Annotated in this window: 19 protein-coding genes; 4 read left to right on the top strand and 15 right to left on the bottom strand. The window is 66.2% G+C overall.

Annotation, left to right across the window (positions count from 1 at the left end):
* Positions 1-66: 66 nt before the first annotated feature.
* From UAA55_RS14795 to UAA55_RS14770, 6 genes are all read right to left on the bottom strand, one after another.
* Positions 67-735, bottom strand: coding sequence for a methionine ABC transporter permease (locus UAA55_RS14795; RefSeq protein ID WP_322953654.1), 669 nt, complete (start codon positions 733-735; stop codon positions 67-69).
* A complete protein-coding gene (locus UAA55_RS14790) occupies positions 732-1,730 on the bottom strand; it encodes a methionine ABC transporter ATP-binding protein (RefSeq protein WP_322953653.1) in 999 nt (332 codons plus the stop codon). Before UAA55_RS14790 ends, UAA55_RS14795 begins: the two co-directional genes overlap by 4 nt.
* Complete coding sequence (locus UAA55_RS14785) at positions 1,730-2,572, bottom strand: MetQ/NlpA family ABC transporter substrate-binding protein (protein WP_322953652.1); 843 nt, start codon at positions 2,570-2,572, stop codon at positions 1,730-1,732. Before UAA55_RS14785 ends, UAA55_RS14790 begins: the two co-directional genes overlap by 1 nt.
* 28 nt (positions 2,573-2,600) lie before the next feature.
* Complete coding sequence (locus UAA55_RS14780; RefSeq protein ID WP_322953650.1) at positions 2,601-3,653, bottom strand: isopenicillin N synthase family dioxygenase; 1,053 nt, start codon at positions 3,651-3,653, stop codon at positions 2,601-2,603.
* A 91-nt stretch (positions 3,654-3,744) separates the two neighbouring features.
* Entirely contained in the window at positions 3,745-5,370 is a 1,626-nt protein-coding gene (gene groL / locus UAA55_RS14775) for a chaperonin GroEL (protein WP_322953649.1), read from the bottom strand.
* A gap of 27 nt (positions 5,371-5,397) precedes the next feature.
* Entirely contained in the window at positions 5,398-5,688 is a 291-nt protein-coding gene (locus UAA55_RS14770; RefSeq protein ID WP_322953647.1) for a co-chaperone GroES, read from the bottom strand.
* A gap of 342 nt (positions 5,689-6,030) precedes the next feature.
* On the opposite strand from UAA55_RS14770, the gene UAA55_RS14765 reads away from it, so the two are divergent.
* The 4 genes from UAA55_RS14765 to UAA55_RS14750 are packed head-to-tail and all read left to right on the top strand — an operon-like array spanning position 6,031 to position 11,757.
* On the top strand, positions 6,031-6,870 hold the full coding sequence (locus UAA55_RS14765; RefSeq protein ID WP_322954467.1) for a class II aldolase/adducin family protein: 840 nt from the start codon (positions 6,031-6,033) through the stop codon (positions 6,868-6,870).
* Between the two features lie 5 nt (positions 6,871-6,875).
* Positions 6,876-7,847, top strand: a complete 972-nt coding sequence (locus UAA55_RS14760; RefSeq protein WP_322953646.1) for an ABC transporter substrate-binding protein — start codon at positions 6,876-6,878, stop codon at positions 7,845-7,847.
* A gap of 32 nt (positions 7,848-7,879) precedes the next feature.
* Positions 7,880-10,378, top strand: a complete 2,499-nt coding sequence (locus UAA55_RS14755; RefSeq protein WP_322953644.1) for a TonB-dependent receptor plug domain-containing protein — start codon at positions 7,880-7,882, stop codon at positions 10,376-10,378.
* A gap of 17 nt (positions 10,379-10,395) precedes the next feature.
* Entirely contained in the window at positions 10,396-11,757 is a 1,362-nt protein-coding gene (locus tag UAA55_RS14750) for an LLM class flavin-dependent oxidoreductase (RefSeq protein ID WP_322953642.1), read from the top strand.
* Positions 11,758-11,862: 105 nt separating this feature from the next.
* On the opposite strand, the gene UAA55_RS14745 is transcribed toward UAA55_RS14750, so the two are convergent.
* From UAA55_RS14745 to UAA55_RS14705, 9 genes are all read right to left on the bottom strand, one after another.
* On the bottom strand, positions 11,863-13,110 hold the full coding sequence (locus tag UAA55_RS14745) for an acyl-CoA dehydrogenase family protein (protein ID WP_322953641.1): 1,248 nt from the start codon (positions 13,108-13,110) through the stop codon (positions 11,863-11,865).
* On the bottom strand, positions 13,107-14,390 hold the full coding sequence (locus UAA55_RS14740) for an MFS transporter (protein ID WP_322953640.1): 1,284 nt from the start codon (positions 14,388-14,390) through the stop codon (positions 13,107-13,109). Before UAA55_RS14740 ends, UAA55_RS14745 begins: the two co-directional genes overlap by 4 nt.
* Positions 14,387-15,409, bottom strand: a complete 1,023-nt coding sequence (locus tag UAA55_RS14735; protein ID WP_322953639.1) for an aliphatic sulfonate ABC transporter substrate-binding protein — start codon at positions 15,407-15,409, stop codon at positions 14,387-14,389. The genes UAA55_RS14740 and UAA55_RS14735 overlap by 4 nt, the downstream gene beginning before the upstream one ends.
* Positions 15,410-15,437: 28 nt before the next feature.
* A complete protein-coding gene (locus UAA55_RS14730) occupies positions 15,438-16,460 on the bottom strand; it encodes an amidohydrolase family protein (protein WP_322953638.1) in 1,023 nt (340 codons plus the stop codon).
* Positions 16,461-16,472: 12 nt separating this feature from the next.
* Positions 16,473-18,752: a TonB-dependent receptor gene (locus UAA55_RS14725; RefSeq protein WP_322953636.1), complete on the bottom strand. Its 2,280-nt coding sequence runs from the start codon at positions 18,750-18,752 to the stop codon at positions 16,473-16,475.
* Positions 18,753-19,141: 389 nt separating this feature from the next.
* Positions 19,142-20,545 (bottom strand): aminotransferase-like domain-containing protein, encoded by a 1,404-nt coding sequence (locus tag UAA55_RS14720; protein ID WP_322953635.1) that lies wholly within the window; start codon positions 20,543-20,545, stop codon positions 19,142-19,144.
* A gap of 86 nt (positions 20,546-20,631) precedes the next feature.
* On the bottom strand, positions 20,632-21,390 hold the full coding sequence (locus UAA55_RS14715; protein ID WP_322953633.1) for a tyrosine-protein phosphatase: 759 nt from the start codon (positions 21,388-21,390) through the stop codon (positions 20,632-20,634).
* A gap of 6 nt (positions 21,391-21,396) precedes the next feature.
* A complete protein-coding gene (locus tag UAA55_RS14710; RefSeq protein WP_322953632.1) occupies positions 21,397-22,725 on the bottom strand; it encodes an LLM class flavin-dependent oxidoreductase in 1,329 nt (442 codons plus the stop codon).
* A gap of 22 nt (positions 22,726-22,747) precedes the next feature.
* Positions 22,748-25,306, bottom strand: a complete 2,559-nt coding sequence (locus tag UAA55_RS14705; protein ID WP_322953630.1) for a TonB-dependent receptor plug domain-containing protein — start codon at positions 25,304-25,306, stop codon at positions 22,748-22,750.
* Positions 25,307-25,470 lie beyond the last annotated feature (164 nt).

The following is a 25,470-nucleotide window of genomic DNA, read 5'->3' as shown; positions in this document are numbered from 1 at the left end:
GGATGCTATCCCGTTTCCCCCGTTGGGAATTTGATGGATGTCATCTTGGGCCGATGTACGCGGCCCTCAGCGTTTGTGGGCAACCCGCCGCGCCAGCCAATCGCCGGCGGACTGCAGGCCCTGCACCAGGCCCACCAGCACCACCACGGTCGCCACCATCACCTGGGTGTTGAAGCGCTGATAGCCATAGCGGATGGCAAGATCCCCCAGGCCGCCGCCGCCGACCACGCCGGCCATGGCGGAGAAGCTGACCAGCACCACCGCCGTCAGGGTGACGCCGGCGACCAGGGCCGGCAACGCCTCCGGCAGCAGCACCATCAGGATGACGTGGCGCAAGGTGCCGCCCATGGACACCACCGCCTCCACCCGGCCGGGATCGACCTCGCGCAGCGCCGCCTCCACGATGCGGGCGAAGAAGGGGATGGCGCCCAGGGTCAGCGGCACCACCGCCGCCGAACTGCCCAGCGAAGTGCCGACGATCAGGCGGGTCAGGGGGATGACGGCGATCAGCAGCACGACGAAAGGCAGGGAGCGGCCGGCATTGACGATGCCCCCCAGCACCGCATGCAGCCGGGGCCGGGATGCCGCCCCGCCGGGTGCGATGATGAACAGCGCCACGCCCAACGGCAAGCCGATGCCCACCGACAGCAGGCCGGACAACCCCACCATGTACAGCGTCTCCGCCGTCGCGGCCGCCAGCAGGGAGAGGAGTTCGCCCCAGCTTTCCGGGTTCATAGCAGCACCGCCCCCACGCCGTGGGTGTTGAGGAAGGAGAGGATGGTTCGGGGATCGGCGACGGCACCCTTCAGGGCCACCTGGAAGCGACCGATGCGGCGGCCGCCGATCAGTTCCACCCCGCCGCCCAGCAGGGTCACCGCCACCGACAGCTCCCGCGCCAGCAGGCCCAGCAGCTGGGTCACCGCCAGCGGGTCGACGAACGTCAGTTCCGCCAGCACGCCGGCGCCATCGTCCTCCGGCACCGGCGCCCGGGCGGGCAATAGGGCGCGCCCCAGGATGGAACCGGGATCGGCCGCCAGATCGGCCAAGCGGCCATGTTCCACCAACCGTCCCCGCTCCAGCAACGCGGCCGAACCGCAGATGGCCTTCACCACCGGCAATTCATGGGTGATCAGCAGGATGGTGACGCCCAGGCGCGCGTTGACGTCACGCAGCAGATCCAGGATGGCGGCGGTGGTTTCGCTGTCGAGCGCGCTGGTCGCCTCATCCGACAGCAGCACATCCGGCTCCGCCGCCAGGGCGCGGGCGATGCCCACCCGCTGCTTCTGGCCGCCCGACAGCTGGCCGGGATAGGCGTCCGCCCGATCGGTCAGCCCCACCAGGTCCAGCAGATCGGTCACGCGGGCGCGGCGGCGGGCACGGTCATGCCCCAGGATCTCCAAGGGCACCGCCACGTTCTCCGCCACCGTGCGGGATTGCAGCAGGTGGAAATGCTGGAAGATCATGCCAATGCGCCGGCGCTGCTGCCGCAGGGCGGCGGCGTCCAGCGCGGTCAGGTCCTGGCCACCGACGACGACCCGCCCGGCGGTGGGCCGTTCCAGCAGGTTCAGGCAGCGGATCAGCGTGCTCTTGCCCGCCCCGCTGTGCCCCAGGATGCCGAAGATCTCCCCCTTGGGCACCGTCAGGGTGATGTCGTCCAGCGCCACGATCTCACGCGCCGTCCGCCCCGCCCCCTGGCGGTAAACCTTCCTCAAACCGTCGATGGCGATCATCAGGGATGGACCGGAATGACGGCGCCCTTGTAGCGCTCACGGATGAAGGCGGCGACCTCCGGCCCGTCCAACAACCGGGCCAGGCGCTGGATGCGCGGGTCATGTTCCAGCGCCGGCGTGGTCACCAGCAGGTTGGCATAGGGGTTGCCCGCCGCCTTTTCCAACGCCAGGGCGTCCTTGGCCGGCTGCAGGCCCGCCTCCAGCGCGTAGTTGCCGTTGATGACCGCCAGGGTCACGTCCGGCAGGGTGCGGGGCAACTGGGCCGCGTCGACCTCGATGATCTTCAGACCTTGGGGGTTGGCGGTGATGTCGCGCGCCGTGGCCAACTGGCTGTCGCGGGCGTCGGCCCCCTGGCGCAGGGTGATCAGCCCGTTCTCCTGCAACAGGTAGAGCGCTCGGCTGAGGTTCACGACATTATTGGGGATGGAGACCTTGGCCCCCTGCGGCAGGTCCCGAAGCGACGTCACCTTGGTGGAATAGACGCCCAGCGGCTCGATATGCACGGCCGTGACGGGCGCCAGGGTCACCCCCAGCATCTTTTCCTCGGACTCCAGGAAGGGACGGTGTTGGAAGAAGTTGGCGTCCACGTCGCCCCTGGCCAACAGTTCGTTCAGGCGCAGGTCACCCGACGCCTCGATGATCTTCAGCTTCAGGTCCGGCGCCAGCTTGCGCTGGACGAACTGCAGGATCTCGGCATGCGGAATGGGGGAGGCAATGATGCGCAGCGGGGCATCCACCGCCCAAGCTGCCTGCCCCGCCAGCATCAGCGCCAGCAGGGCCGCCAGCGGCAGCCAGACCCGGGCCCAAACGCGGGCCATCCGGCCCGGGCCCAACACCATCATCGTCATTCCCTTCAACGGGTCACGGATCTCAGGCATAACCGCCCGCCTGCGGCAGGGCCGCCACCTCGGGCAGGTCGGCGTAGTGGCGGCGGGCGACATCGGGGTGGGAGCGCAGGCGGCCCTTCATGTAGTTGGCGCCGATGTCGCGGAAGAGCGGATTCAGCGGATCGCTGCTCAGTCCCCGCGCCTCCGCCTTCAACTCGGGCGGCAAGGTCAGCAGGGGCATGCGGGCGTCCAGCCGGGCCCCGAGGAAAAAAGCGATGGAGGTGCGCTCCGCGCCCGCGGGGGGCGCCACCACCCGGTGGACGGTGGCGCGGATATAACCGTCCGTGGCCAGTTCCAGCAGTTCGCCCGCGTTGATGATGAAGGTGCCAGGGATGGGAACCGCATCCACCCAGCCGTCGGCCGTTTCCACCTGCAGGCCGCCCTGGTCGTCCTGCAGCAGCAGGGTCAGCAGACCGCTGTCCTTGTGGGCGCCCACGCCCTGGCCGCGCCCCTCCGCCCCCGCCGGATCGTCAGGGGAGCGGCCGGGATAGCGGATGATCTTCAGGTGCTGGTTGGGCGTCTCGGCGAAGATGGGGTCGAAGGCGTCCGCCGCTTGGCCCAGAGCCAGGGCGAAGGCACGCAGCAGCCGGATGGCCACGGCGGTCGCCGCCTCCTGCCAGGCCAGTAACGCGTCGCGCAGCGCCGGCTGCGCCGCCGGCCATTGGTTGGGGCCCGGCAGGCGGGTCCAGGCCGGCGCATCATCCGTGCGCGGCAGGGCGAACCGCTCCGTGCCCACGTCCAGCTGTTCCCGCCAGTCGGGCTGGCCGCGTGTCCGCTCGGCCCCCGCCCTTGTATATCCCCGGAAGTGCGGGGAATTGACCATGTCGATGGCATCCTTGTCGCCCTGCGGCAGGTCGAAGAAGCGATGGGCTTCCGCCCAGGCCGCCGTTGCCAAGTCGTCGGGAATGCCGTGGCCGGACAGGTAGAAGAAGCCCACGTCGCGCACCGCCGCCCGCAAGTCGGCCAGGAAGCCGTCGCGTTCGGCGCGGCCGGCGTCGAAGCGGCTGAGATCGAGGATGGGCAATCGGGCCGTCATGATAGTCTTCCGGAAAGAGGATGGGGACGCGGAACAGGGCAGATGTCCGCGTCCCCAGGCACATCAGAAGTGGTAGCTCAGGACACCGGGGTCAGTAGTCCTGGTCCAGGCCAGCCGTGGCCTGTCCCGTCTTCTTCTCCGCCTTTTCCGTCACCAGGGCCTCGGTGGTGATCAGCAGGCCGGCGACCGAGGCCGCGTCCTGCAGGGCCACGCGCACTACCTTGGTCGGGTCGATGATGCCGGCCTTCAGCAGGTCCGTGAACTCACCCTTCTGCGCGTCGTAGCCGAAGTTGGGATCATTGGCCTCCAGCAGCTTGCCCACGACGATGGAACCGTCGGTGCCCGCGTTCTCGGCGATCTGCCGCACCGGTGCCTGCAGGGCCTTGCGGATGATGGCGATGCCCGCCCGCTCGTCCCCATTGGCCGGAACCAGGGCGTCCACCGCCTTGGACGCCTGCAGCAAGGTGACGCCACCGCCGGGCACGATGCCTTCCTCGATGGCGGCGCGGGTGGCGTGCACCGCGTCATCCACGCGGTCCTTGCGCTCCTTCACCTCGATCTCGGTGGCGCCGCCGACACGGATGACTGCCACGCCGCCCGACAGCTTGGCCAGACGCTCCTGCAGCTTTTCCCGGTCGTAGTCGGAGGTGGTCTCCTCGATCTGCGCCTTGATCTGGCTGATGCGGGCGGCCACGGCCTCGGTGCCGCCGCTGCCGTCGATGATGGTGGTGTCGTCCTTGGTGATGCGCACCCGGCGTGCCGTGCCCAACTGGGCCAGGCCCACATTCTCCAGCTTCACGCCCACATCCTCGGACACCACCTCACCGTTGGTGACGATGGCGATGTCCTCCAGGATGGCCTTGCGGCGGTCGCCGAAGCCGGGCGCCTTCACCGCCGCGATCTTCAGGCCGCCGCGCAGCTTGTTCACCACCAGGGTGGCCAGGGCCTCCCCTTCAACATCCTCGGCGATGATCAGCAGGGGACGGCCGCTCTGCGCCGCGGCCTCCAGTACCGGGAGCAGGGGCTGCAGGCCGCCCAGCTTCTTTTCGTGGATCAGGATGTAGGGGTTGTCCAACTCGGCCACCAGCTTTTCGGCGTTGGTGACGAAGTAGGGGGAGAGGTAGCCGCGGTCGAACTGCAGGCCTTCGACCACGTCCAGCTCGGTCTCCAGGCTCTTGGCCTCTTCCACGGTGATGACGCCTTCGTCCCCCACCTTGGCCACCGCCTCGGCGATGATGCGGCCGATCTCGGCCTCGCCATTGGCGGAGATAGTGCCGACCTGGGCGATCTCCTCATTGGTGGAGACCTTCCGGGAGCGCGCCTTGACGTCGGCCACCACGGCGGCGACGGCGCGATCGATCCCGCGGCGCAGGTCCAGCGGGTTCAGGCCGGCGGCCACCGCCTTGGCGCCTTCCCGCGCGATGGCCTGCGCCAGCACGGTGGCGGTGGTGGTGCCATCGCCCGCCAGATCAGCCGTCTTGGTCGCGACCTCGCGCACCAGCTGGGCGCCCAGGTTCTCGAACTTGTCGGCCAGCTCGATCTCCTTAGCGACGCTGACGCCGTCCTTGGTGATGCGCGGCGCGCCGAAGCTCTTCTCGATGACGACGTTGCGGCCCTTCGGACCCAGGGTCACCTTCACGGCGTCGGCCAGGATGTCCACGCCGCGCAGCAGGCGCTCACGGGCATCGGTGGCGAATTTCACGTCCTTGGCAGCCATTTTCTTATTCCTTCTTCTTTGGGTGGATCAGCGGTCGAAGACGCCGATGACGTCGCTTTCCTTGAAGACCAGCAGGTCGACGCCATCGACCTTGATCTCGGTGCCGGACCATTTGCCGAACAGGACGCGGTCACCGACCTTCACATCCAGGGGCTGAAGGCGGCCGTGCTCATCCCGGCTGCCGGGACCGACGGCCACCACCTCGCCCTCCTGCGGCTTCTCCTTGACGGTGTCGGGAATGATGATCCCGCCCTTGGTCTTCTCTTCCTGGTCCAGACGCCGGACGACGACGCGGTCATGCAGGGGACGGAACGACATGGGAATTGGTTCTCCGTATTGGCTTGATACGTAGAACCCTAGAAATTCACACCGCCATCCGTCAACCAACATAAATTTAACGATTTATATTTGTCATTTTAAACCATGGCGCGGTGCCCGGCGGCAAAGCACAGCCCATGCGCCACCGCCGCCCCTCTAGGGGGCGAAGGCTTGCTCCGGGCTCTTGAGGAAAATTGAATATATTCCCGGCGGATATAATATGCGCCCGCCGAAAGATGCACTTGAGCACAAATAGATATTTAACAGGTTTATCCCGAGTCATCGTTCCTCTCACCAATATTCAGAATTGATGAGAGTTGAGATGACCGCATCTTGGGGGATGTGCGGGCGCGCCGTCTTGCGTCCGGCGATGCGCCGCCACCGGCGATCACCACCGTGCCGCGCCAGGGCAATGAGCCGCGCTGGGAACTGCCGGCGCCACAGCCAACACCGGAGGCGGAGCGCCAGCACCGCAAACAGCGCTTGGCCGCCGCTTTCCGCCTGTTCGCCCGCCACGGCTTTGAATCCGGGCTGGCCGGCCATTTCAGCGCCCGCGACCCCATCCACACCGATCATTTCTGGATAAACCCGCTGGGCGTTTCCTACAGCCACATCCGCGCCTCCGACCTGATCCTGGTGGACGGGCGGGAGGACGTGCTGCACGGCGATGGCCTGCTGAACCTGTCCGGCCTGCCCTATCACGACGCCATCCAGCGGGCGCGGCCGGAGGTGGTGGGCATCGCGCATGCCCATTCCTTCTACGGCAAGGTCTGGTCCGCCTTCGGCCGGCCGGTGGAGCCCATCACCGCCGATGCCGGCCTGTTCCACGAGGACCAGGCCCTGTTCGATCCCGTCCGCACGCCGGGCCGCAGCTATGAGCAGGATCGCGACACGGTGGTGGCGCAGGCGGTGGCGGCGCTGGGCGCGCACAATACCCTGATCTGGCAGAACCACGGCTTCTGGACGGTGGGCGCCACGGTGGAGGCGGCCGCCTGGCGCTTCATCGCGCTGGAGGATGCGGCACGGGCGCAGTTGCTGGCCCAGTCCGCCGGCAATCCCATCGTCACCAGTCTGCCCAGTCCCACGGCCGCCGCCCGCGCGCGGCTGGAGGTGCTGGCCTATCTCAGCTTCCTGCCGCTGTGGGACCGGGTGGTCCGCGAAGAACCAGACCTGCTGGATTGAACGCCATGGCCCTGCGACTGAACCGTCGTGACCTGCTGGCCGGGGCCGGCGCGCTATTGGCGGCGCCCCGCCCGGGCCAAGCCGCCATACCGCCCGACCTGACCCTGTCGGTCTGGCGCTACAAGCTGACAGCCTCCTACTTCTTTGAGGACGCCGGTGTGGCCGACGTGCCCTACCGTGTCGCCTATGGCGACCTGCCAGGCGGCACCATGGTGCTGGAGGCCTTGTCGGCCGGTGCGCTGGACTACGCGTTCATGAGCGAAATCCCGCCCATCTTTTCCGTGCCGTCCAATGTGCCGCTCAGCCTGATCGCGGTGGTGCGCGGCGACGTCAACAATTCCGGCCTGCTGGTCCAAGGCGGTAGCGCCATCCACCGGGTTGAGGATTTGAAGGGCAAACGCGTCAGCTACGTCCGCGCCACCAACAATCACTATTACCTGATCAAGATCCTGGCCACCGCCGGTCTCACCTTCGCCGACATCGTGCCGGTGCCCCTGAGCGTCCAGGATGGCGCGGCCGCCTTCATCGCCGGGCATATCGACGCCATCGTCTCCGGCGGCTACGCCACTTGGCAGTTGCTGCAACATAACAACGCCCGCTGGCTGATCAGCGACATGGAAGGGCTGTATTCCGGCAACTTCGTCATCGCCGCCAACCGCAATTCCCTGAAGGATCCCGCCAAGGCGGAAGCCATCGGCGACTATGTGCGGCGTGAACAGAAGGTGTGGGCCTGGACGGCGCAAAACGGACCCCGCTGGGCCAAGCGCTGGGCGGATGTCACCGGCGCGCCCGAGGCCTTCTACCTGCAGCAATACCAGAACCAGCACCGGCGGTTCCGGCTGACGGCCGTCAGCGAGGACGTGATCCGCGACCAGCAGGACATCGCCGACACATTCCTCGCGGTTAACGCCATCGACCGCCGCATCGACGTCCGCCCGCTGTGGGACACGCGATACAGCGCCCTGCTGGGCACCTGACCCCAAAACACCAAGAAGAGGAAATCATTCCCGTGCGCCGCCGTCCTTCGACCCTCCTTTTGCTGACCACCGCCTTGCTGACCAGCCCGCTGCTGCTGCCCGTGACCGCCAGCGCGCAACAAAGCGCCCCTGACGCGGCCGGACCGGCGGCCGACGCCGCGGGCGACATCGGCGATGTCATCGTCGTGACCGGCATTCGCGGGCGCGGCCGCACGGTGGCCGACAGCCCCGCCCCCATCGATGTCTTCTCCGGCGATGAATTGCAGGCCCTGGGCGCCAACACCAGCCTGCGCGACGCGTTGAGCACGCTGGTGCCGTCATTCCAAACGCAGACCGTCAGCAGTTCCTCCTGGGACAGCCTGGTGCGCCCGGCGGGCCTGCGCGGCCTCAGCGGCGCCCACGTCCTGGTGCTGGTCAACGGCAAGCGGCGGCACAACAGCTCACTCATCAACTTGACGTCCGGCAACCTGGACAATGGCGCCAACCCGGTGGACATCGACCTGATTCCGCAAGGCGCCATCGGTCATGTTGAAATCCTGCGCGACGGCGCCGCCGCCCAATATGGCTCCGACGCCATCGCCGGCGTGATCAACATCATCCTGAAATCCAACGACCAAGGCGGCACCTTCACCGCCACCGCCGGCCAGCGTGAGCCCTACAGCTATGACGGCCATGTCGATGGCCAGAGCCTGCAAGCCAGCCTGGAGCACGCCTTCGCCCTGCCCGGCGGCGGGTTCATCGATCTGGCCGTGGATGCCCGCCGTGACCGTGCCGCCACCCGGTCGGTGGCCGCCACCGGCGCCTTTTATGACACCGTCAGCGGAAAGGCGGACCCGCGCGACGCCACCGTGAACAAGACGGTGTTCGGCGGCGGCCTGCCCAAGTACTGGAAGGCCGACGTCTCCTACAACGCCGAGCTGCCGCTGACCGACGCCATCACCGCCTATTCCTTCAGCACCGTCAGCAAGCGCGACGCCTTCATCGGCCAGAACTTCCGCCGTCCCAATTCCACCAACGACGTGACAGCCATCTACCCCGACGGCTTCGTTCCCTATTACACCTTGTCGGAGGAGGACTTCCAAAGCCTGGCCGGCCTGAAGGGCAAGGCCGGCGGCTGGGATTGGGACCTCAGCTCCACCTATGGCCGCGACACCGTCGACAACGGCGCCACCAACACCCTCAACGCCTCGCTGGGACCCAGCAGCCCCACCAGCTTCAACACCTTCACCTCGGTCTTCAGCCAGTGGACCACCAACCTGGATGTCACCCGGCAGGTGGATTTCGGCCTCACGGCCCCGGTGCAGGTGTCGGGCGGCGTGGAGCATCGCTATGAACGCTACCAGACCATCACGCGCGATGCGGCGTCCTACGCCAACGGCGGTTACATCTACACCAGCGGTTCCCTGGCGGGCAAACCGGCGTCCGTGGGGGCCCAGGGCGCCATCACGGTGACGCCGGGTGACCAGGCCGATCTGGACCGCAACAACTACGCGGCCTATGTCGACCTGGCCTTCAACCCCACGCCGGACTGGTACGTCGACTTGGCCGGCCGCGCCGAATATTACGACGACAGCGCCGGCGACACGGAAAGCGGCAAGATCTCCACCCGCTATGAGATCCTGCCCGGCATCGCCGTGCGCGGCACCATCAGCAACGGCTTCCGCGCGCCCTCGCTGGCGCAGGAGGGCTATGCCCAGACCTCCAACCAGTACACCATCGTCAACGGCGTCAACCAGTTCATCACGTCGAAGTCGGTGCAGGTGGACAGCGCCATCGCCAAGGCGCTGGGCGCCACCCCCCTGCGGCCGGAGGAGTCGACCAGCTACAGCGTCGGCCTGACCCTGGCGCCGACCCACGACATCAGCGTGACCATCGACCCCTACCTGATCGACCTGGACAACCGCATCGCGCAGACCGGCTTCCTGTCGGGGTCGGCGGTGAACGCCATCCTGGTCGCGAACGGCTTCCAGCCCAACCAGTACATCAAGTACTTCACCAACGCGATCGACACCCGCACCAAGGGCGTGGACGTCGTCGCCAGCTACCTGCAACACCTGGATGACTTTGGCAGCCTGCGATGGACGGCGGCGTTCAACTGGAACAAGACACGGATCACCAAGATCAGGGACACGCCGACACAGCTGGCCGGACTGGGCCTAACCCTGTTCGACCGGGCGGCCCAAGGGGCGGTCACCGTCGCCAATCCCGAAACAAAGCTGATCCTGAGCCAGGAATGGTCCGTGGGCGACCTGGCCCTGACCCTGCGGGAAACCCGCTACGACGGGGTCGCCTACCTGAATGTGAACCCGTTGTATGACCAGTTTTACGCACCGCGCTGGTTGACGGACATCGACATCGCCTACGCCATCACCGAACGGGTGACCATCGCCGTGGGCGCCAACAATGTTTTCGATGTCTATCCCAGCAAGAACACCGTGGCCGACACCAACGGCTTCCCACCGTATTCCAGCATCTCCCCCTTCGGCTTTTATGGCGGTTTCTACTACACCCGCCTCAAAGTCTCGCTTTGACGGAAAGGGCCCTGGCCATGACGCAGCGCTTCCTGAAACTGGGCGCCTTCCTCACCGGCAACGGCAGCCACGGCGGCAGCTGGCGCCTGCCCGGCGTGGCGCCCGATGCCGGCACCAGCTTCGACCTCTACCGCCATGTGGCGCAGAAGCTGGAGGTCGGGAAATTCGACGCCCTGTTCATGAATGACACGGTGAGCGTGCCGGAACTGGACCCGCACGTCCTGGCGCGCAACACCCAGGCGACGCGCTGGGACCCGCTGACCCTGTTGCCGGCCTTGGCGGTGGTCACCCGGCACCTGGGCCTGATCGCCACCGCGAACACCACGTACAACGAGCCCTACACCCTGGCGCGCCGTTTCGCCTCGCTGGACCAGCTGAGCGGCGGCCGGGCGGGATGGAACCTGGTGACGTCGCTGGGCGGTGGGGAGAACTACAACCGTGACGACCACGTCCTGCACGCCCAGCGCTATGAACGGGCGGAGGAGTTCTTCGACGTCATCACCGGCCTGTGGGACAGTTGGGACGATGGCGCGGTGGTGGGTGACAAGGACAGCGGCATCTATCTGGACGTGGGCAAGCTGCACGTCCTGAACCACAAGGGCCGGCATTTCCAGGTGAAGGGTCCCCTGAACGCCCCCCGTCCGCCGCAGGGCTATCCGGTGCTGGCCCAGGCCGGATCCTCCGACCCCGGCCGCGAGCTGGCGGCGCGCACGGCCGACCTGGTGTTCACGGCCGCCCAGACGCTGGAGGAGGCGCAGGCCTTCATCCGCGACGTGAAGGGCCGCGCCGCCAAGTACGGACGCGGCCCCGATAGCCTGAAGGTGCTGCCCGGCGTGTCGGTCATCACCGCGCCGACACAGGCCGAGGCCCAGGCGAAGTATGACCAGCTGCAGGACCTACTGGACCCGGCGGCCAGCCTGAAAAGCATTTCCAACTTCATCAACATCGGCGTGGATTTGTCGGCCCACCCACTGGACGGCCCGGTGCCCCTGCCCGATACCATTCCTGAGACCAATACCCATAAAAGCCGGCAGCGCCTGGTGCTGGACCTCATCCGGCGGGAGAACCCGACCATCCGCCAGCTGTTCCGCAAGCTGACCGCTGGTGGCCACCGCATCCTGATCGGCACGCCGGAGGCGGTGGCCGATGACTTCGCCGCCTGGTTCCACCAAGGCGGGGCGGACGGCTTCAACATCATGTTCTCCCACCTGCCTGGCGGCGTGGACGACTTCGTCGACCTGGTGGTGCCGGAGTTGCAGCGGCGCGGCCTGTTCCGCACCGACTATGAAGGCCGTACCCTGCGGGAGAACCTGGGCCTGGAACGGCCCGCCAATCGCTACGCCCAGGGTGGCCGGCCTGTGACGGCCCTGGCCAAATGAAAGGGCCCCTGGAATGGAACGCGATCATGGCGGATCGCGCTCCCTCCAGGGGCCTACGTCGTTGAACCGGCGACGGAGGAACCGCCACCGGAAAGCGTCACGGGGTCACGGCCGTTTCACCGGCTGGAAATGCGATGGGTACTGGACCGGCCGTCCAAACAGCGCGTAGGCCCCAACGTTCTTCACGGCCAGGGTGATGGGGTCGTGCGTCGACAAGGTGCGCACGTCCCGCCAGTAACGATCAAAAGACAGCGCCCGGTTGGTGGTGCGCCCGCCGCCGAATTCGAAAATCTGGGCGGTGATGTCCAGCGCGGTATTGGAGGAGTGGCTGCGCAACGCCAACGTCTCCGTGGCGATCACCGCCCTATCCTCCGGCGTGGAGTTGTGGCGGCGGTCCCACAAGGCCTGGGTTTTGGCAATGATCTGGTCGAAGTAAGCCAGGGCCGCCTGCTGCTTGATCCAGAGCTGGCCATAATGGTTTTGCACCAGCACGTCATCGGCCGTCACTTGCGCGCCTGGCAAGGTGGATTGCCGCCGCGCGCCGGTGGCGAACTCCCGCGCCGCGTCCAGGGCCCCTTGCGTGGCCCCCAGATAAACGGCGGAATAGAAGATGGCGCCAAAGGTGGTCCACAGCGGCAATACCAATTCCTGGACGCCGCCGTGCCCCCAGTGCAGCACCTCGTCGGCATGAACGCGGACGGCATTGAAGGTCAAGGTGCTGGAATCCGCGCCGCGCAGCCCGATCTGGTCCCAATCGTCATGGAAGACCAGGCCCGCGCGGTTGGTGGGAATGTGGGCGTAGATGTAATGGTCGCGGTCGGGATGGACCAGCAGCAGCGTCGTGTGTTCCGCCAGCGGCGTGCCGGTGTTCCACTTCTTCACTCCAGTGATGGTGAAGCCCCCCTCCGGATGCGGTTCGGCCACGAAGTCCTTGTTCACGTACTGGGTGACGTTCCCCCACTGCCACCGGCGGGCCGCAGCCTCCTTCGCCACATGGTCGTTGGCGCCGTTATAGTCCAGCAGCAGCGGCACCAGGGAATTGTAGAAGTGGAAGCACAGCAGGGCGCCGACCGAGGCATCGGCGCGGGCGATTTCATACACCGCGTGCGCGGCGTCGTGGATGGAACCGCCCCCGCCCCCCAGTTCCGCGGGATACAACAGGTTCACCAGCCCGGTTTCCCGTAGCCGGCGCACCTGTTCCACCGGCAATTCGCCGCTGGCGTCGCGGGCCGCGGCGCCGGGGCGGAACTCGTCGGCCAGGCTTTTGGCCAGAGCGGCCCAATCCTCGGAATAGGGCTCCTCGGTGCGGGGCGCGGTGTCGGGCCGGATGGCCGTGGGGGAAAGATCGTTCATGACGGAACTCCCTGATAGGAAATGGCTTTGGAGGAGACGCCGCGCAGCACGGCCCAGCCCCAGACCAGGGCGGCCAGGGCATAGCACGCGGGACCCAGATAGATGGCGGTCGGCAGGCCATAGCGGTCGGACAGGACGCCGAGCAGCCAGGGGGCCACGCCGCCGGAAATGCCGGTTGAGATAAGGGCCGCCAGGGAACCGGCGAAGGAGCGTGCCGCTGGCGGCACCGTCTCCACCGCCAGCAGGGTGAGGCTGCCGGCCGTGGCCCCAAAGGCCACGATCGCCGCCGCTGCCAGCGCTTGCGCCAGCGGCAGTGAGCGGGTGGCGAAGGCTCCGACGAACAACACCGCCGCCAGGCCGGAACTGATGGCCAGCGAGGCGGCCACACCGGTGGCGCGGGGAACCAGGTATTTGCCCGTCAGCCAGCCACCGACAACGCCCACTGGCAGCGTGGCCATCATGACGATGGAGAGATACCCGGCCGCCGCCTGGTTGCTGATGCCGTAAACACGATGCAGGTAGGCGGGGAACCAAAGCTGGGCGGTGGTCACACCGGCGTAGAAGAACACCAGCGCCACCAGATGCACCTTGAAAGCACCGATCTTGAGGATGCGGGCCTGCTCCCGCAGGGTCGGCGCCCGGGCGGCCACCTTCACGCCATCCGCCTCCCCCGGCTTCGGCTCCCGCAGGGTCAGGACGGCCAGCGCGAGGATAACCCCCGGCAGGCCCGTGGCCAGGAACGCGACATGCCAGTCGTAATGGGCGGCAAGCGCTGCCCCCAAACCGAAGGCCAGGGCGCTGCCCACCTTGTTGCGCAGCATGAACAGGGAGAACACGACGCTACGGCCACGGCTGTCGTAAAGGTCGGCGAGCCACCCAGGAACCAGGGCGTGATAAGCGGCGGTGGCGAACCCCGTCAGGCCGCGCCACAGCAGCAGGGCAAGCACGCCATCGGCCAACGCGGCGCCGGCCGAGGTCAGGCTCCATATCACAGCGGCGACGGCCAACAGGGTCCGGCGCGCCACCCGGCCGGCCAGAACGCCGAACAGTGGCGCCCCCACGATGCCGGCCAGGGTGGTCACGGAAACGACCACACCGATCGCCTGGTCCGACAGGCCCAACGCGGCCTTGACCGGGGTGATCAGCGCCGCCATGACCATGCCGTCCAAAGCGTTGAGCGTGCCCAAGGCGAGCAGCACGACCAGGGCCCAATGTCGAAAGCGTATGCCCCCGGCCAAACCAGCCACCGGGGCATCCGTCAGCGGGAGGGGTATGCTCATGCCGCCTTCCCCGCCGCACGGCGCGCTTCCCATATCCGGCGGGCCTCCGCCAGGGGGGCGGGATCGACGATGTCGGACAGATCAAGGTCGCGGGCGATCAGGCCGTGCTTCAGCAGGAAGGCCTTCTGCACCGTCAGGGCCTCAAGGTCGACCGGCTCCAGCGACAAGGCCACGCCCTGGGCCACATTCTCGTAATAGGCGGCCACGGCCTCCGGCGCCAAGGCCAGGTCTTCAGCGATCAGGCGCAACGCCTGCAGGGGATTGGCCAGGGCGAAGTCGGCCGCCTCCAGCAGGCGGACCAGGACGCGCACCACGATGTCCGGACGTTCGCGCAGCAAGGGGCCGCTGACCACCACGCCGCGCAGCACGCCGGGATGCACCCGCGCCAAGGGGTCCGCGGCCAGGCGCGTGTCGTACAGCACGTTGAACGCGGGGATGTCACCGGCATCGGGCGGCACGGGCCAGGTGCCGGCATCGGCCTGATTATCGCCCAGAATCTGCAGCAGGTCCAAAAAGCGCTGTCGCCATGCTTGCCCGGGCGGCACCTGGTGGAATTCCGTGGGCGGCGCCAGGGTCACCAGTTCCACGTCATCCAACGTCAGCCCGGCGGTTGCCAGGGTCGTCTGGTAAATCTTGAGCTGCTGGTTGACCAGAAGATCAAACGCGCTCTTGCCCTTGAAGACCACCAGCCGCCGGCCCCGCAGCGCCGCCACATCGCTGATACCGGACGACGCCAGGCTGATGACGGGATAGGTCCCGTCCAGAAAGGACAGGCCGACGAACTTGGAATCAACGCCTTGGGCTTGCTTCCACAGGCCCGGCGCGTGCCCGGCGTTGCGGATCCAGAAGCGTTCGTCGTGGCCGTAATCGATCTTGGGCGAGAAGCCCACGGACTTGTGGTCCACCTGGATGTCCGGCTCATCGGCGAATTCCGCCTGCAACAGGCCCAACTTGTAGGCCAGGGCGCTGATCGTGGGCACCGCCGGGCAGCGGGTGTAGGAGATGATGGCGCGGGTCATGGAACGGGCACTCCTATGGTGCGGCGGCTTAAAGGGGACGGACGTGACGGGACAGCAGCGCCTGGGCGTTGCCGGCGAAGATGGCCGCGGCCTCCGCCTCATCGCGGGCGGCAGCGCGGACACGGCCGATGACCGGCGCCGTGTCGGGTACCGGTCCGAAGTCGGTGCCGAAGACGATGCGGTCGGCCCCCAGGACGCGGACAGCGGCGGCGATCGCGGCGCTGCCGCTGCCCGCCGCCCCGGTATCCAGCCAAATCTGCCGGAAATTCTCCCGCACATCGGGAACGAGGCCGGCGGCCTCCGCCTGTTCCGCCACGGTGGCGGCGAGGCCGGACCCGCCCAGCATGGCCACCTGCACCGTCACATCGGGGAACGGCGCCAGGAAGTCGCTGAAGGCCAGGGTGGTGACGCCGCTGGCGAAATGCCAGGCACTGTCCAACAGCCAATTCAAACGGTTGCCCAAGGCGCCGGTGTTGGCGGGCGGCTGGTGCGGCACGCTGGGATGGGCGAAACCGGTGTGCAGATAGATATGGCTCTTGAAATGCTGCGCCGCCTCGAAGATGGGCAGGAAAGACCGCGCCGTCTCCTTGCTGAAAAAGCCATTGACCGGCAGGGTGCCGCCAATCAGCCCCAGCTTGGTATGGGCGCGCTCCAGTTCCCGCACCGACCAGGCGATATCGCTGGTGGACAGGGCGGCGAGACCACTGAAGCGCCCGGGGTGGCGGGACACCAGGGCCGCCACGTCGTCATTCCATATTTCCCACAACGGCAGGGACTCCTGCGCGCTGAGCGCCGCGTCCACACCCAGCGTGGTCGGCCAGGAAATCAACTGGTGGGCGATGCCATTGTCATCCAGGTGCTTGAGACGCGCCTCGACATCGAACCACTGGGGGCCTAAGGCCAGGCCACCGCCGTCACGGTCGCTGTGACGAATGCGCAGTGTGTCGCCCACCTGCTCGATGCGGGGAACCGCCGAGCGGCCGCGCAGGAAATCGATGGTGGAACCACTGAACCAGTGGGCGTGCAGATCGTAAATCGGCTGCGATGTCATCTATCGCCCTCCTCAGAAATGATATTTCGCGGAGACCAGCCAGGTGCGTGGCGCGCCGTACTGGTAGTAGAAGAGCTGTGTCGTGGCGGAGTATGGCTGGACCTGAACCTTGTATCGGGTGTCAGCGATATTGTTTATGATGCCACTGAACTCGAAATTGCTGTTCTTCGGGACGAAGAGTAGATGAACATCGCCCAGAAAATAGCCGTCTTGCTGAAGGGCCGGTGCCGTTTCATTTGAGACGATGAAGAAGTAATGCCCAGTGTAGTTCCAGTTACTGCCGACGCTGAAATCACCCACCGTCGTGTCAAAGCTGTAGTCGGCGCCCAGGTTGGCGGTGAAATGCGGTGCGCGGGCGAACTGGTTCCCGTTGAGGGAGGCGGAACTGGGGCCGGTGAAGTCCGTGAACCGGGTCTGCAGAACGCCGACATTGCCGCTGACCAGCAGGGCCTGGGTGGGGCGGGCCCTGAAGCTGAACTCCCCCCCATAACTTTCGCCGGACGCCGCATTGGCCAAGGAGATCACTGTGGCCTTGGTGGCGGCGTTGGTCGCGGTCCAGGAAACCTGGATATTGCTGTAGTCGCCGTAGAAGCCATCGACCGCCAGTTCCAGGCGCTTGTCGAACAAGGTCGCCTTGTAGCCGACCTCATAGGAGATCAGGCTTTCCGGGTTGACCACGCCCGGCCCCTGCAAGGGTGTCGCACCGGGAGAGGTCGGGTTGACCGTCAGCTGGGTGTTGAAATTGCCGGCGCGGTAGCCGGTGGCCACGCGGATGTAGAACATCTGGTCCGGCGTCAGGTGGAACTCCGGCTCCACTTCCCAGCCCAGCTTACGCCAACTGCGGGTCGTGGACAGCCGCGCCACTTGCTTCAGAGGGCTGGAGACCGAGGACGGGTTCCACCAGTTCGTGAGGTTCGACCAGCTGACGCTGCCCGTTCCTTGGACCCCCGTGTAGTCGATGGCCATGTTGTCATGGGTCCAACGCAAACCGCCGGAGATCGAGAACTGGTCGTTGAAGCGATAGGTCAGGTTGCCGAAGACGGCGGCGCTGTTGGTCGACTGGTCGTATGAGGCGGACGAGAACGCGGGCTGGCCCAGGATCGCCGGCGTGGTTGCCGCCCCCGGCGGCAGGATGGCGCTGGATGTCCTGTCGGACAGATCCTCGTGGAAGAAATACGCGCCGGTGATCCAGCTGAAGGGCTGATCGGTGGCGGAAGCCAGGCGCAATTCCTGACTGACCTGTGTCGGCCGCGTGCGGTAGTAGCCCCGCCCATATTCCTTGGCCGTGTTGTCGGTATCGGTCACCCCCTCGCGGTCGCCACGCTCGACGGCCGAAATGGATGTCAGCTTCAGTGTGTCGTCGAAAGCCCAATCGACCTTGGCGCTGGCCCCGATCTGGGTCAGTTTTTGCCGGCTGTTGACGTTCGCCGTGGTGGTGTCGTAGCCGCCCAGCCGCAAGGGGGTGTTCACGTTGCTGGCGGGCGACGCGTAATAGGGTGTGCGGGTGCCAAGATAATCCCGGCCGTGGACGTTGATCAGGATTTCCCGGCCTTCGGCGATGCGATCCCGTATCTGGAAGCGGCCAGCCAGATCCCCGAAATCGCCGCTTTGCTTGCCGGTCGTGATGTCCTTGGCCCATCCGTCCTGGTTTTCGTAGCGCACCGACAGCCGGCTGGCCAACTGATCGTCGACCAGGGGGGTGTTCAACACCACCTCCCCCCGCCTTTGGCCGAAATTCCCCAGATCGATGGCGGCGGATCCGGATGTTTCGAATTCGGGCACGTTGGAAATGAACTGAAGCGCACCGGCGGTGGCGTTCTTGCCCCACAACGTGCCCTGAGGGCCGTTCAGCACCTCAACCCGCGCCTGGTCGAACAAGGGGAATCCCTGCAGGGACAGGTTGTTGAGATAGACTTCGTCGTTGTAGACGGCGACGGCGCCCACGGCGTTGTCGGCGACGTTGCCGTTGCCAATGCCCCGGATGTAGAAGCGGGGCCGTTCCCGGCCGTCCATATTCCAGCCCGACGCATTGGCGGCCAAGCGGGGGATATCCACCGTGCTGTCCAGATGACGCTCGGCGATGTCCGCCGGGCTGACGACGGTCAGCGCGCCCGGCACGCTTTGGGCGGATTGGGTCCGGCGGGTGGCCGTTACGACAATGGTTTCCAAACTGTCGGACGCCCCCTCGACCTCCGGTGCCGGTACAGAGACCGGGCCCTGGGCGTGGCCAACGGTAGGGGCGGTGACAGCGAGCAGGGCCAGGGCCGGCAGGAACTCCAGTTTGATTCGCATTGTAGAACCCATCAATCCACAAGTTATATTGGTTATACACACCACCCAGACGGACCTTCCCCATCAGGTCCAGGTCAGGGGCGCGGCTCAGCGATACCGCCAGGTCCTGGCAGTCTCATTATTCAATGGCTTGTCGGATGTTTCGTGGGTGCCGCCTACCGTCCGGGGACGGTGATGGCTGGCACCTGAGTGTCCCGGCCGCGTAGGCTGTTGAACGCTCGCGCTGTTCGCAGCCGCCATCCGCCGGGACATTCACCATGCCCAAAACATGGGATTGATGGTAGTAACGGTTATATAGAATCTTGTGGTAACAGTTTATTATACATTATTTGTTTGTTTTTTTAAGAGCGGCTTGATGGCGGTGGCGAGCCTGGCCACCGCCTCGCCCATCACACCCTCTGGGGTCGCGGCATAGTTGAAGAGCAGGGTCCGTTCCGGGGAAACAGCTTGTGGCTGGCGGGAGGGTGGTGCCAGCCGGGCCACAATGCCAATTCCCACCCGCTGCGCCGCCTGCGCCAACACCGTGGTGTCCGGCGCCCCGGGCGGCAAAAGATAGGTGAGGCGCGGTCGCACCCGTACCCCAGAGGCGTGAACGTGGGCAGGTGCTGCCCGACATGGTGCATCAGGGCATCGCGCCGCGCCCGGTGCAGCGTGCGCTTGCGCCGCAGATAGGCATCCAGTTCGCCGGACACGATGAACCGTGTCAGGACCGTTTGATCCAGCCAGGATTGGCCACTATCCATGCCAAGCTTCACCTGGATGGCGCCATCCACCAGCGCCGGTGGCATCACCATGAAGCCGAGCGCCACCCCGGCCCCCAAGACCGGCGCCAGCACGCCGGCGAAAATGGCACGATCCGCCGCGACCAGGTTGCTCAGGACGGGAAGATCGGGGCCGTCCAGCCGCAGCATGTCGTACATGGTTTCCTCAACCAGCCAGGCGCCATTGGCGGCCAGCCAGGAGGAGACGGCACGACGCCGGGCCAAATCCATGGTCACGGCCGTGGGCAATTGGCTGCCCGGGTTTACGCACAGCAACCGTACAGGCCCGGCCGGCAGGCCATTGGGATCTATGCCCTGACGGTCGACGGGCACCGGCACCACCACGGCCCCCACCTTGTGGTAGAGGATGGGCTTCCCCTCATAACAAGGGCTTTCCACCACCACCCTGTCCCCGGCGGAGATCAGCAGTTGCCCGATGATGGCATGGGCCTGCTGCAAACCGGAGGTGATGAGGATCTGTTCGTGATCCGCCCTGAGGCCAAAATGAACCTGTATCCACTGCGCCAAGGCCTGGCGTAAGGCCACCATGCCGCGATTGGGCTGGAACTGCCCACCAAGCCCGCCGTTGCGCAGCAGGACCTGCTGGGTGATCCGGCGCCAGCTTTGCTGACGGAACACCGGATAATCGTCCGTATGGTCGAAAGAAACGGGAGGGCCATGGTCCTCCGGCAGGATCACGGGCGGGGCGTTGAAAAACACCAGGTCGTTGGGGCTGGACGATGCCGTGTCGCGGCTTGGACGCGGCGCCTCCTTCAGGGGCCGCGGGGGACTGCGATGCACGAAGGTGCCGCGTGCCGGCTGGGTTTCCAGATACCCTTCGTCAACCGCCCGCGACAAAACCAGGATGACGGTATTGCGTGACACCGACCAGCCCTGCGCCAACTGGTTGATGGACGGCAAGCGGCTGCCGGCGACCAGATGGCCTTGCTCGATCAGACGGGTCAGATACGCATAGATTTGATCCTGAAGGGATATCAGACTGGTGCGGTCGAGCGGAATATGGAAGGGCATGAGGGCTCGGGCGAGGTGCGGACAGGGCGCCTGATCATCCCCGATGGCGCCCCCCTAGGCCAGGGGCACGCGACCGATGCCAGATCCTATCCGGTCAAACGGGCGGCGATCCGCTCCCGCATATCTGGCGATACGCCCAGCACTGATTCAATATAGCCCTCAACCGACCCATGCCGGTCGGTGAGCGACCGGAATGCCCCGTCCAGGAAATCGGGCCGCACCTCCATGACCGCACGCACAGCCGCTTCCGACGGGAAGACAGCGCCATGAATGGCGGCCAAGCCAGCCGCGACCTCGGCGCCATGCACCTCGTAGGGCCAATGGGTGTTGGTGGCCAGATAATCGGCCAGGATATCGTCACGATGGACGCCCAGGAGATGATGGGTGAGCGCGATCACCAGGCCGGTGCGGTCCTTGCCGCCGGTGCAATGGACCAGCAGGGCGCCTGGTCCATCCGCCAGAGCCTGGAAATAGCGGGCGAACAGGTCGACATGCCGCGCCTGGAAAGCGGCCTCGGCATAAAAGCGGCGGATATACTCTTCCAGGGCGGCGGCACTGAGATCGCTGGCGCGCAAGAAATCTGGCCATGGATCGACCGCACCGCCAATATCGCTGGTGACCACCGCGAACGCGCCCGCCCATGGGCCGGTGGGGTGATGGCGCCGCTCGTCCGGCCATCGCAGATCGACGATGGTGGCGACACCCAGGTCACGCAGGGTGGCGACATCCGAGACGGTGGCCTGGGCGGGGCGGCCTGACCGATAAAGCCGACCCTTGCGCACGGCCCGGCCATGACGGGTGGCATAGCCACCGGCATCGCGGAAGTTGGGCACCCCTGACAGCATGGTCCCTCATGCGAAAAAGCGGTTGCGCGGCACGGGCAAGCCCAGTGTATCGCGCAAGGTACGACCAGGGTAATCCTGGCGGAACAGGCCGCGGCGCTGCAACTCCGGCACCACCAAAGTGACGAAATCCTCAATGCCGGCAGGGGCCGATGGGAACATGATGGTGAAGCCATCGGCGGCGCCGGTGGTGAACCATTCCTCGAAATCATCGGCGATGCTTTGCGGGGTCCCCACCAATACCCGGTGACCGCCGGCGGTGAACTTGCGGTACAACTGGCGCACGGTGGGGCGATCCTGACGGATCCAGTCCACCATCAGGCGCTGCCGGCTTTTGTGGCTGTTGGTTTCCGCGATCTCGTCCGGCAGCCGGATGGGCTCATCGAACGGCAAGGTGGACAGGTCCACGCCCAGGCTGGCGTAGTTGGACAAGCCACGCAGGGTGGCCACCTGGTCACGGTACCGCAGCAGATCCTCGTACTTGTCCTCCGCCTCCCCTTGCGTGCGGCCGACGAAGGGGGAAACGCCGGGCAGGATGCGCACATGGCCGGGGTCACGGCCATGGCGGGCCGCCCGCGCCTTCACGTCGGCGTAAAAGGCGCGGGCCAGGCCGATGTCATGTTCCGCCGTGTACAGCACCTCCCCCACCCGGCCGGCCAATTCCTTGCCATCATCCGACGCGCCGGCCTGGGCGATGACCGGATGCCCCTGCACGGGGCGAGGCGTGTTCAGCGGCCCCTGCACCTGGTAGAAGCGGCCCTTATGGTTCAGCACATGGACCTTGGACGGGTCGGCCCAGCGCCCTGACGCCTTGTCCTTCACAACGGCGCCCTCGGCGTAGCTGTCCCATAGGCCCGTGACCACGTCGTGGAATTCATGCGCGCGCTGATAGCGCTCAGCATGGTCGACATGGGTGTCGAGATTGAAATTCTCCGCCCCGCCGGTGGCGGTCACCAGGTTCCACCCCGCGCGGCCGCCGCTGAGATGGTCCAGCGACGCCAGGCGGCGGGCGAGATTGTAGGGTTCGTTGAAGGTGGTGCTGGCCGTACCGATCAGGCCGATACGGTCCGTCACCACCGCCAAGGCGGCCAGCAGGGTCAGCGGCTCCCACCGTGGCAGGCCAGGGTTGGCGGTCAGCAAAGCGGGGTCCGGAACGCCAAGGACATTGTCATAAAAGAACAGGGCGTCGAATTTCCCCCGCTCCAGCGCCTGGGCATAGGCCTTGTAGCGCCCGAAATCGAGATCGGCGCCGATGTCGCTGTCGGGGTGGCGCCAGCTGTCGCCATTGACGGCGGATCCGCTGAGGAAAGCGACCAGGTTCAACTGGGTGCGGGGCATGGGACCCTCCGGTTGTGGCCCGTCACCACGTGTAGGTCAGGCGGGCGTAGTAGTAGCCGCCCTCCGACCCGTAGATGGACGCGGAGCTGTAGCTGGGGTTGGTCTGGTAGATGGGCGACGCCGCCTGGGCCAGGGCGCTCAATGTCTCCGGCCGCTTGTCGAAAATGTTGTTGCCGCCGATGGAGGCCTTCAGCGTCTTGGTGACGGCATAGGTCACGTCCAGATCGAAGATGTAGGCGGGCCGCACGATCTCGTCATAAGCCGCCCCACGGTCGCTGTAGGTGCGGGTCCAGGAATAGCGCGACACGCGCAGCGTCGTCTCCCAGTCATCCAGGAACCAGGTGGCGGACGCGCGGGTGGTGTTGCGCGGATAGGCCGCCGTCAACGCGCCGTAGGTGGACCGTGGCAGCGGCTGCACCGCCGATCCCAGGTTCACGGTCAGCGGATTGACCGATACCACCTCATGCACGCTCTGATTCACCTGCAGGCCCCACAGCACGTCACCCAGCGCCTGGGTGCCGATCTCGCCCAACCGGGTGCGATAGTGCAGGTTGAGATCCAGCCCCTGGGTCCGGGTGGGGGCGGCGTTGCGTTCGTAAACCACGGCGTAGTAGCGGCCGTCGTTGGGCACCACGCCGGCGGCGTGCAGCAGGTTCATGACCGCCGTGCCATTGACACCGGCACCCGACACGGTGATGGGCACGATCTGGTTACGGATGTCGATGCTGTAGGCGTCCAGGCTGAAGTCCAGGTCGGGCAGCGGGTTGGCAACGATGCCGACGCTGTAGTTCTCCGACTGCTCCGGTTTCAGCGGTGCGGCGCCCACCGCCTTGGCCAGCGGATCGGTCACGGCAGCGTAGTAGCTGAGGGTCTGGACGATGGAGTTGTCGGTCAGCGTGGTGTAGCTGAGCGTCGTGCCCCGGTAATATTCCTGCTGCAACGTCGGGGCGTGGAAGCCGGTGCTGGCCGTGCCGCGGACCGCCAGGCCATCCAGCAGCTGGTAGCGGCTGGAAACCTTGCCGCTGCTGGTGGTTCCGGCGTCGCTGTAGCTTTCATACCGGCCGGCCAGCGCCACTTCCCATTCGGGGGTCAGCTTCTGGCTGAAGTCCAGGTAGGCGGCACCGTTGTCACGCGAATGCTCCCCCGCCTGGGTGGGGTTGTAGGACCCCAGGGCCGAGGCGCCGGGAAGGGACTTGCCGCCGTTGGGGAAGATGTAGCTGACGGGGAAGACGTAGCCGCCATCGGCGTACGCCGAGGGGTCGCCCGCCTTGATTTCAAAGCTGTCGTAACGGTACTCCGCCCCCGCCGCCACATTCAGGGGTGCCGAGAACAGGCCGGTATCGACCGGTCGCCGGACATCGAGATTGGTCGTCCATTCGCTGTTGATGAGGGAGCCGAGATAGAAGTTGTGCGGGCTGTTGACGCCCAGCGAGGTGTTGATGGAATTCTCCACCCCGATCCAGCTGTCATCGCGGCCATAGGTGGTGCTGAGATCCCAGTCCCAACCCGCCAGGGCCCCCTTCAGGCCGGCGGTGGCCTGGAAATCCGTATCGTCGGTGACGTCGCGCGGGATGTAGCCCTCAGGGTAGACCTGGATCAGGTTCTGCTGGGAATTGCTGGGGCGGTACCAGGCCCAGGCGCGGCTGTAGCGGTGGGAGAAGGTGGAAAAGGAATAGGCGGTGACGTCGTCGCCCAGCGGCAGCTCGGCGTTATAGGACGCGGACTCCTTCACGATCTCCGGCAGGCCGGAGACCTGGCGGTAACGGTCGCCCTTCTCCCGCGGGTCCTGGCTGCCATTGGCCAGCAGGGGATAGATCAGCACCGGCTTGGCCGTCGTCCCCGTCGGCACATAGCCGGCGGTGTTGGTGTAGTCGTTGCCCACCACGTCCAGGCTGAGGCTGATGAAACCACCCTTGCCGATGTCGAAGCCCTGGTTCAGCAGCAGGCTGCCACCCCGGCCAAAATTGCCCAAGGGGCCGACGCTGCTGCCGTACTGCCCATAGGACAGTTGCGCCGCACCGCCATCGGCATTGGATTTCAGGATGATGTTGAAAACGCCGGCGATGGCGTCGGAACCGTACTGCGCCGCGGCACCGTCCTTCAGGATTTCGATATGGTCCACCGCCGCCGTGGGAATGAGGTCGATGTCCGTGGGCGACTGACCCGCCCAGGAACCGCCGAAGAAGATGGACGACATGGTGTGGCGCCGCTTGCCGTTCACCAGCACCAGCGTCTCGTTGGCGCCCAGGCCCCGGAACGACGCCGTCTTGGTGGCGAAGCCCAGCTGTCCGGGATATCCGGGCGTGTTGTCAAAGGACGGGTCCAGGTTCACCAAGGCATCGCGCAGATTGGGTCGGCCGGTGGCCAGCAGGTCGCCGCTGTTGACCACGGAGACCGGCGACAGGCTTTCCGCCAGGGTCTTACGCTCCCGCGTGCCGGTGACGATGATGGTGGACAGATCATTGGCGTCATCCCCGCTGGCCGCGGGGCCGGCCGTGGTGTCCGAAGAGGTGGCCGGAGCCGGCGGGTCCGCCGCCATCGCCGGGGCGGCCAGCGCCAGTATCGCCAGCGCCGTGGTCAAGAGCAGGCGCCGCCGTTCCCCAAAATTAAGTCCACCTGACCGTCCAACCATGCCGACCCCCGTCACGCTCTTTGGCGCTGTTCTCGTTAAAACAAGTCGGGGCCATAATCGTTCTATTACGGACAATATCCATCGACTAAGACAAAACTGTTAGATCAATATTT

Source organism: Nitrospirillum guanabarense (assembly GCF_034653355.1).
Lineage (GTDB): Bacteria > Pseudomonadota > Alphaproteobacteria > Azospirillales > Azospirillaceae > Nitrospirillum.
The sequence above is the reverse complement of the archived record's forward strand: the minus strand, read 5'-3'. Positions and strand labels throughout refer to the sequence as shown.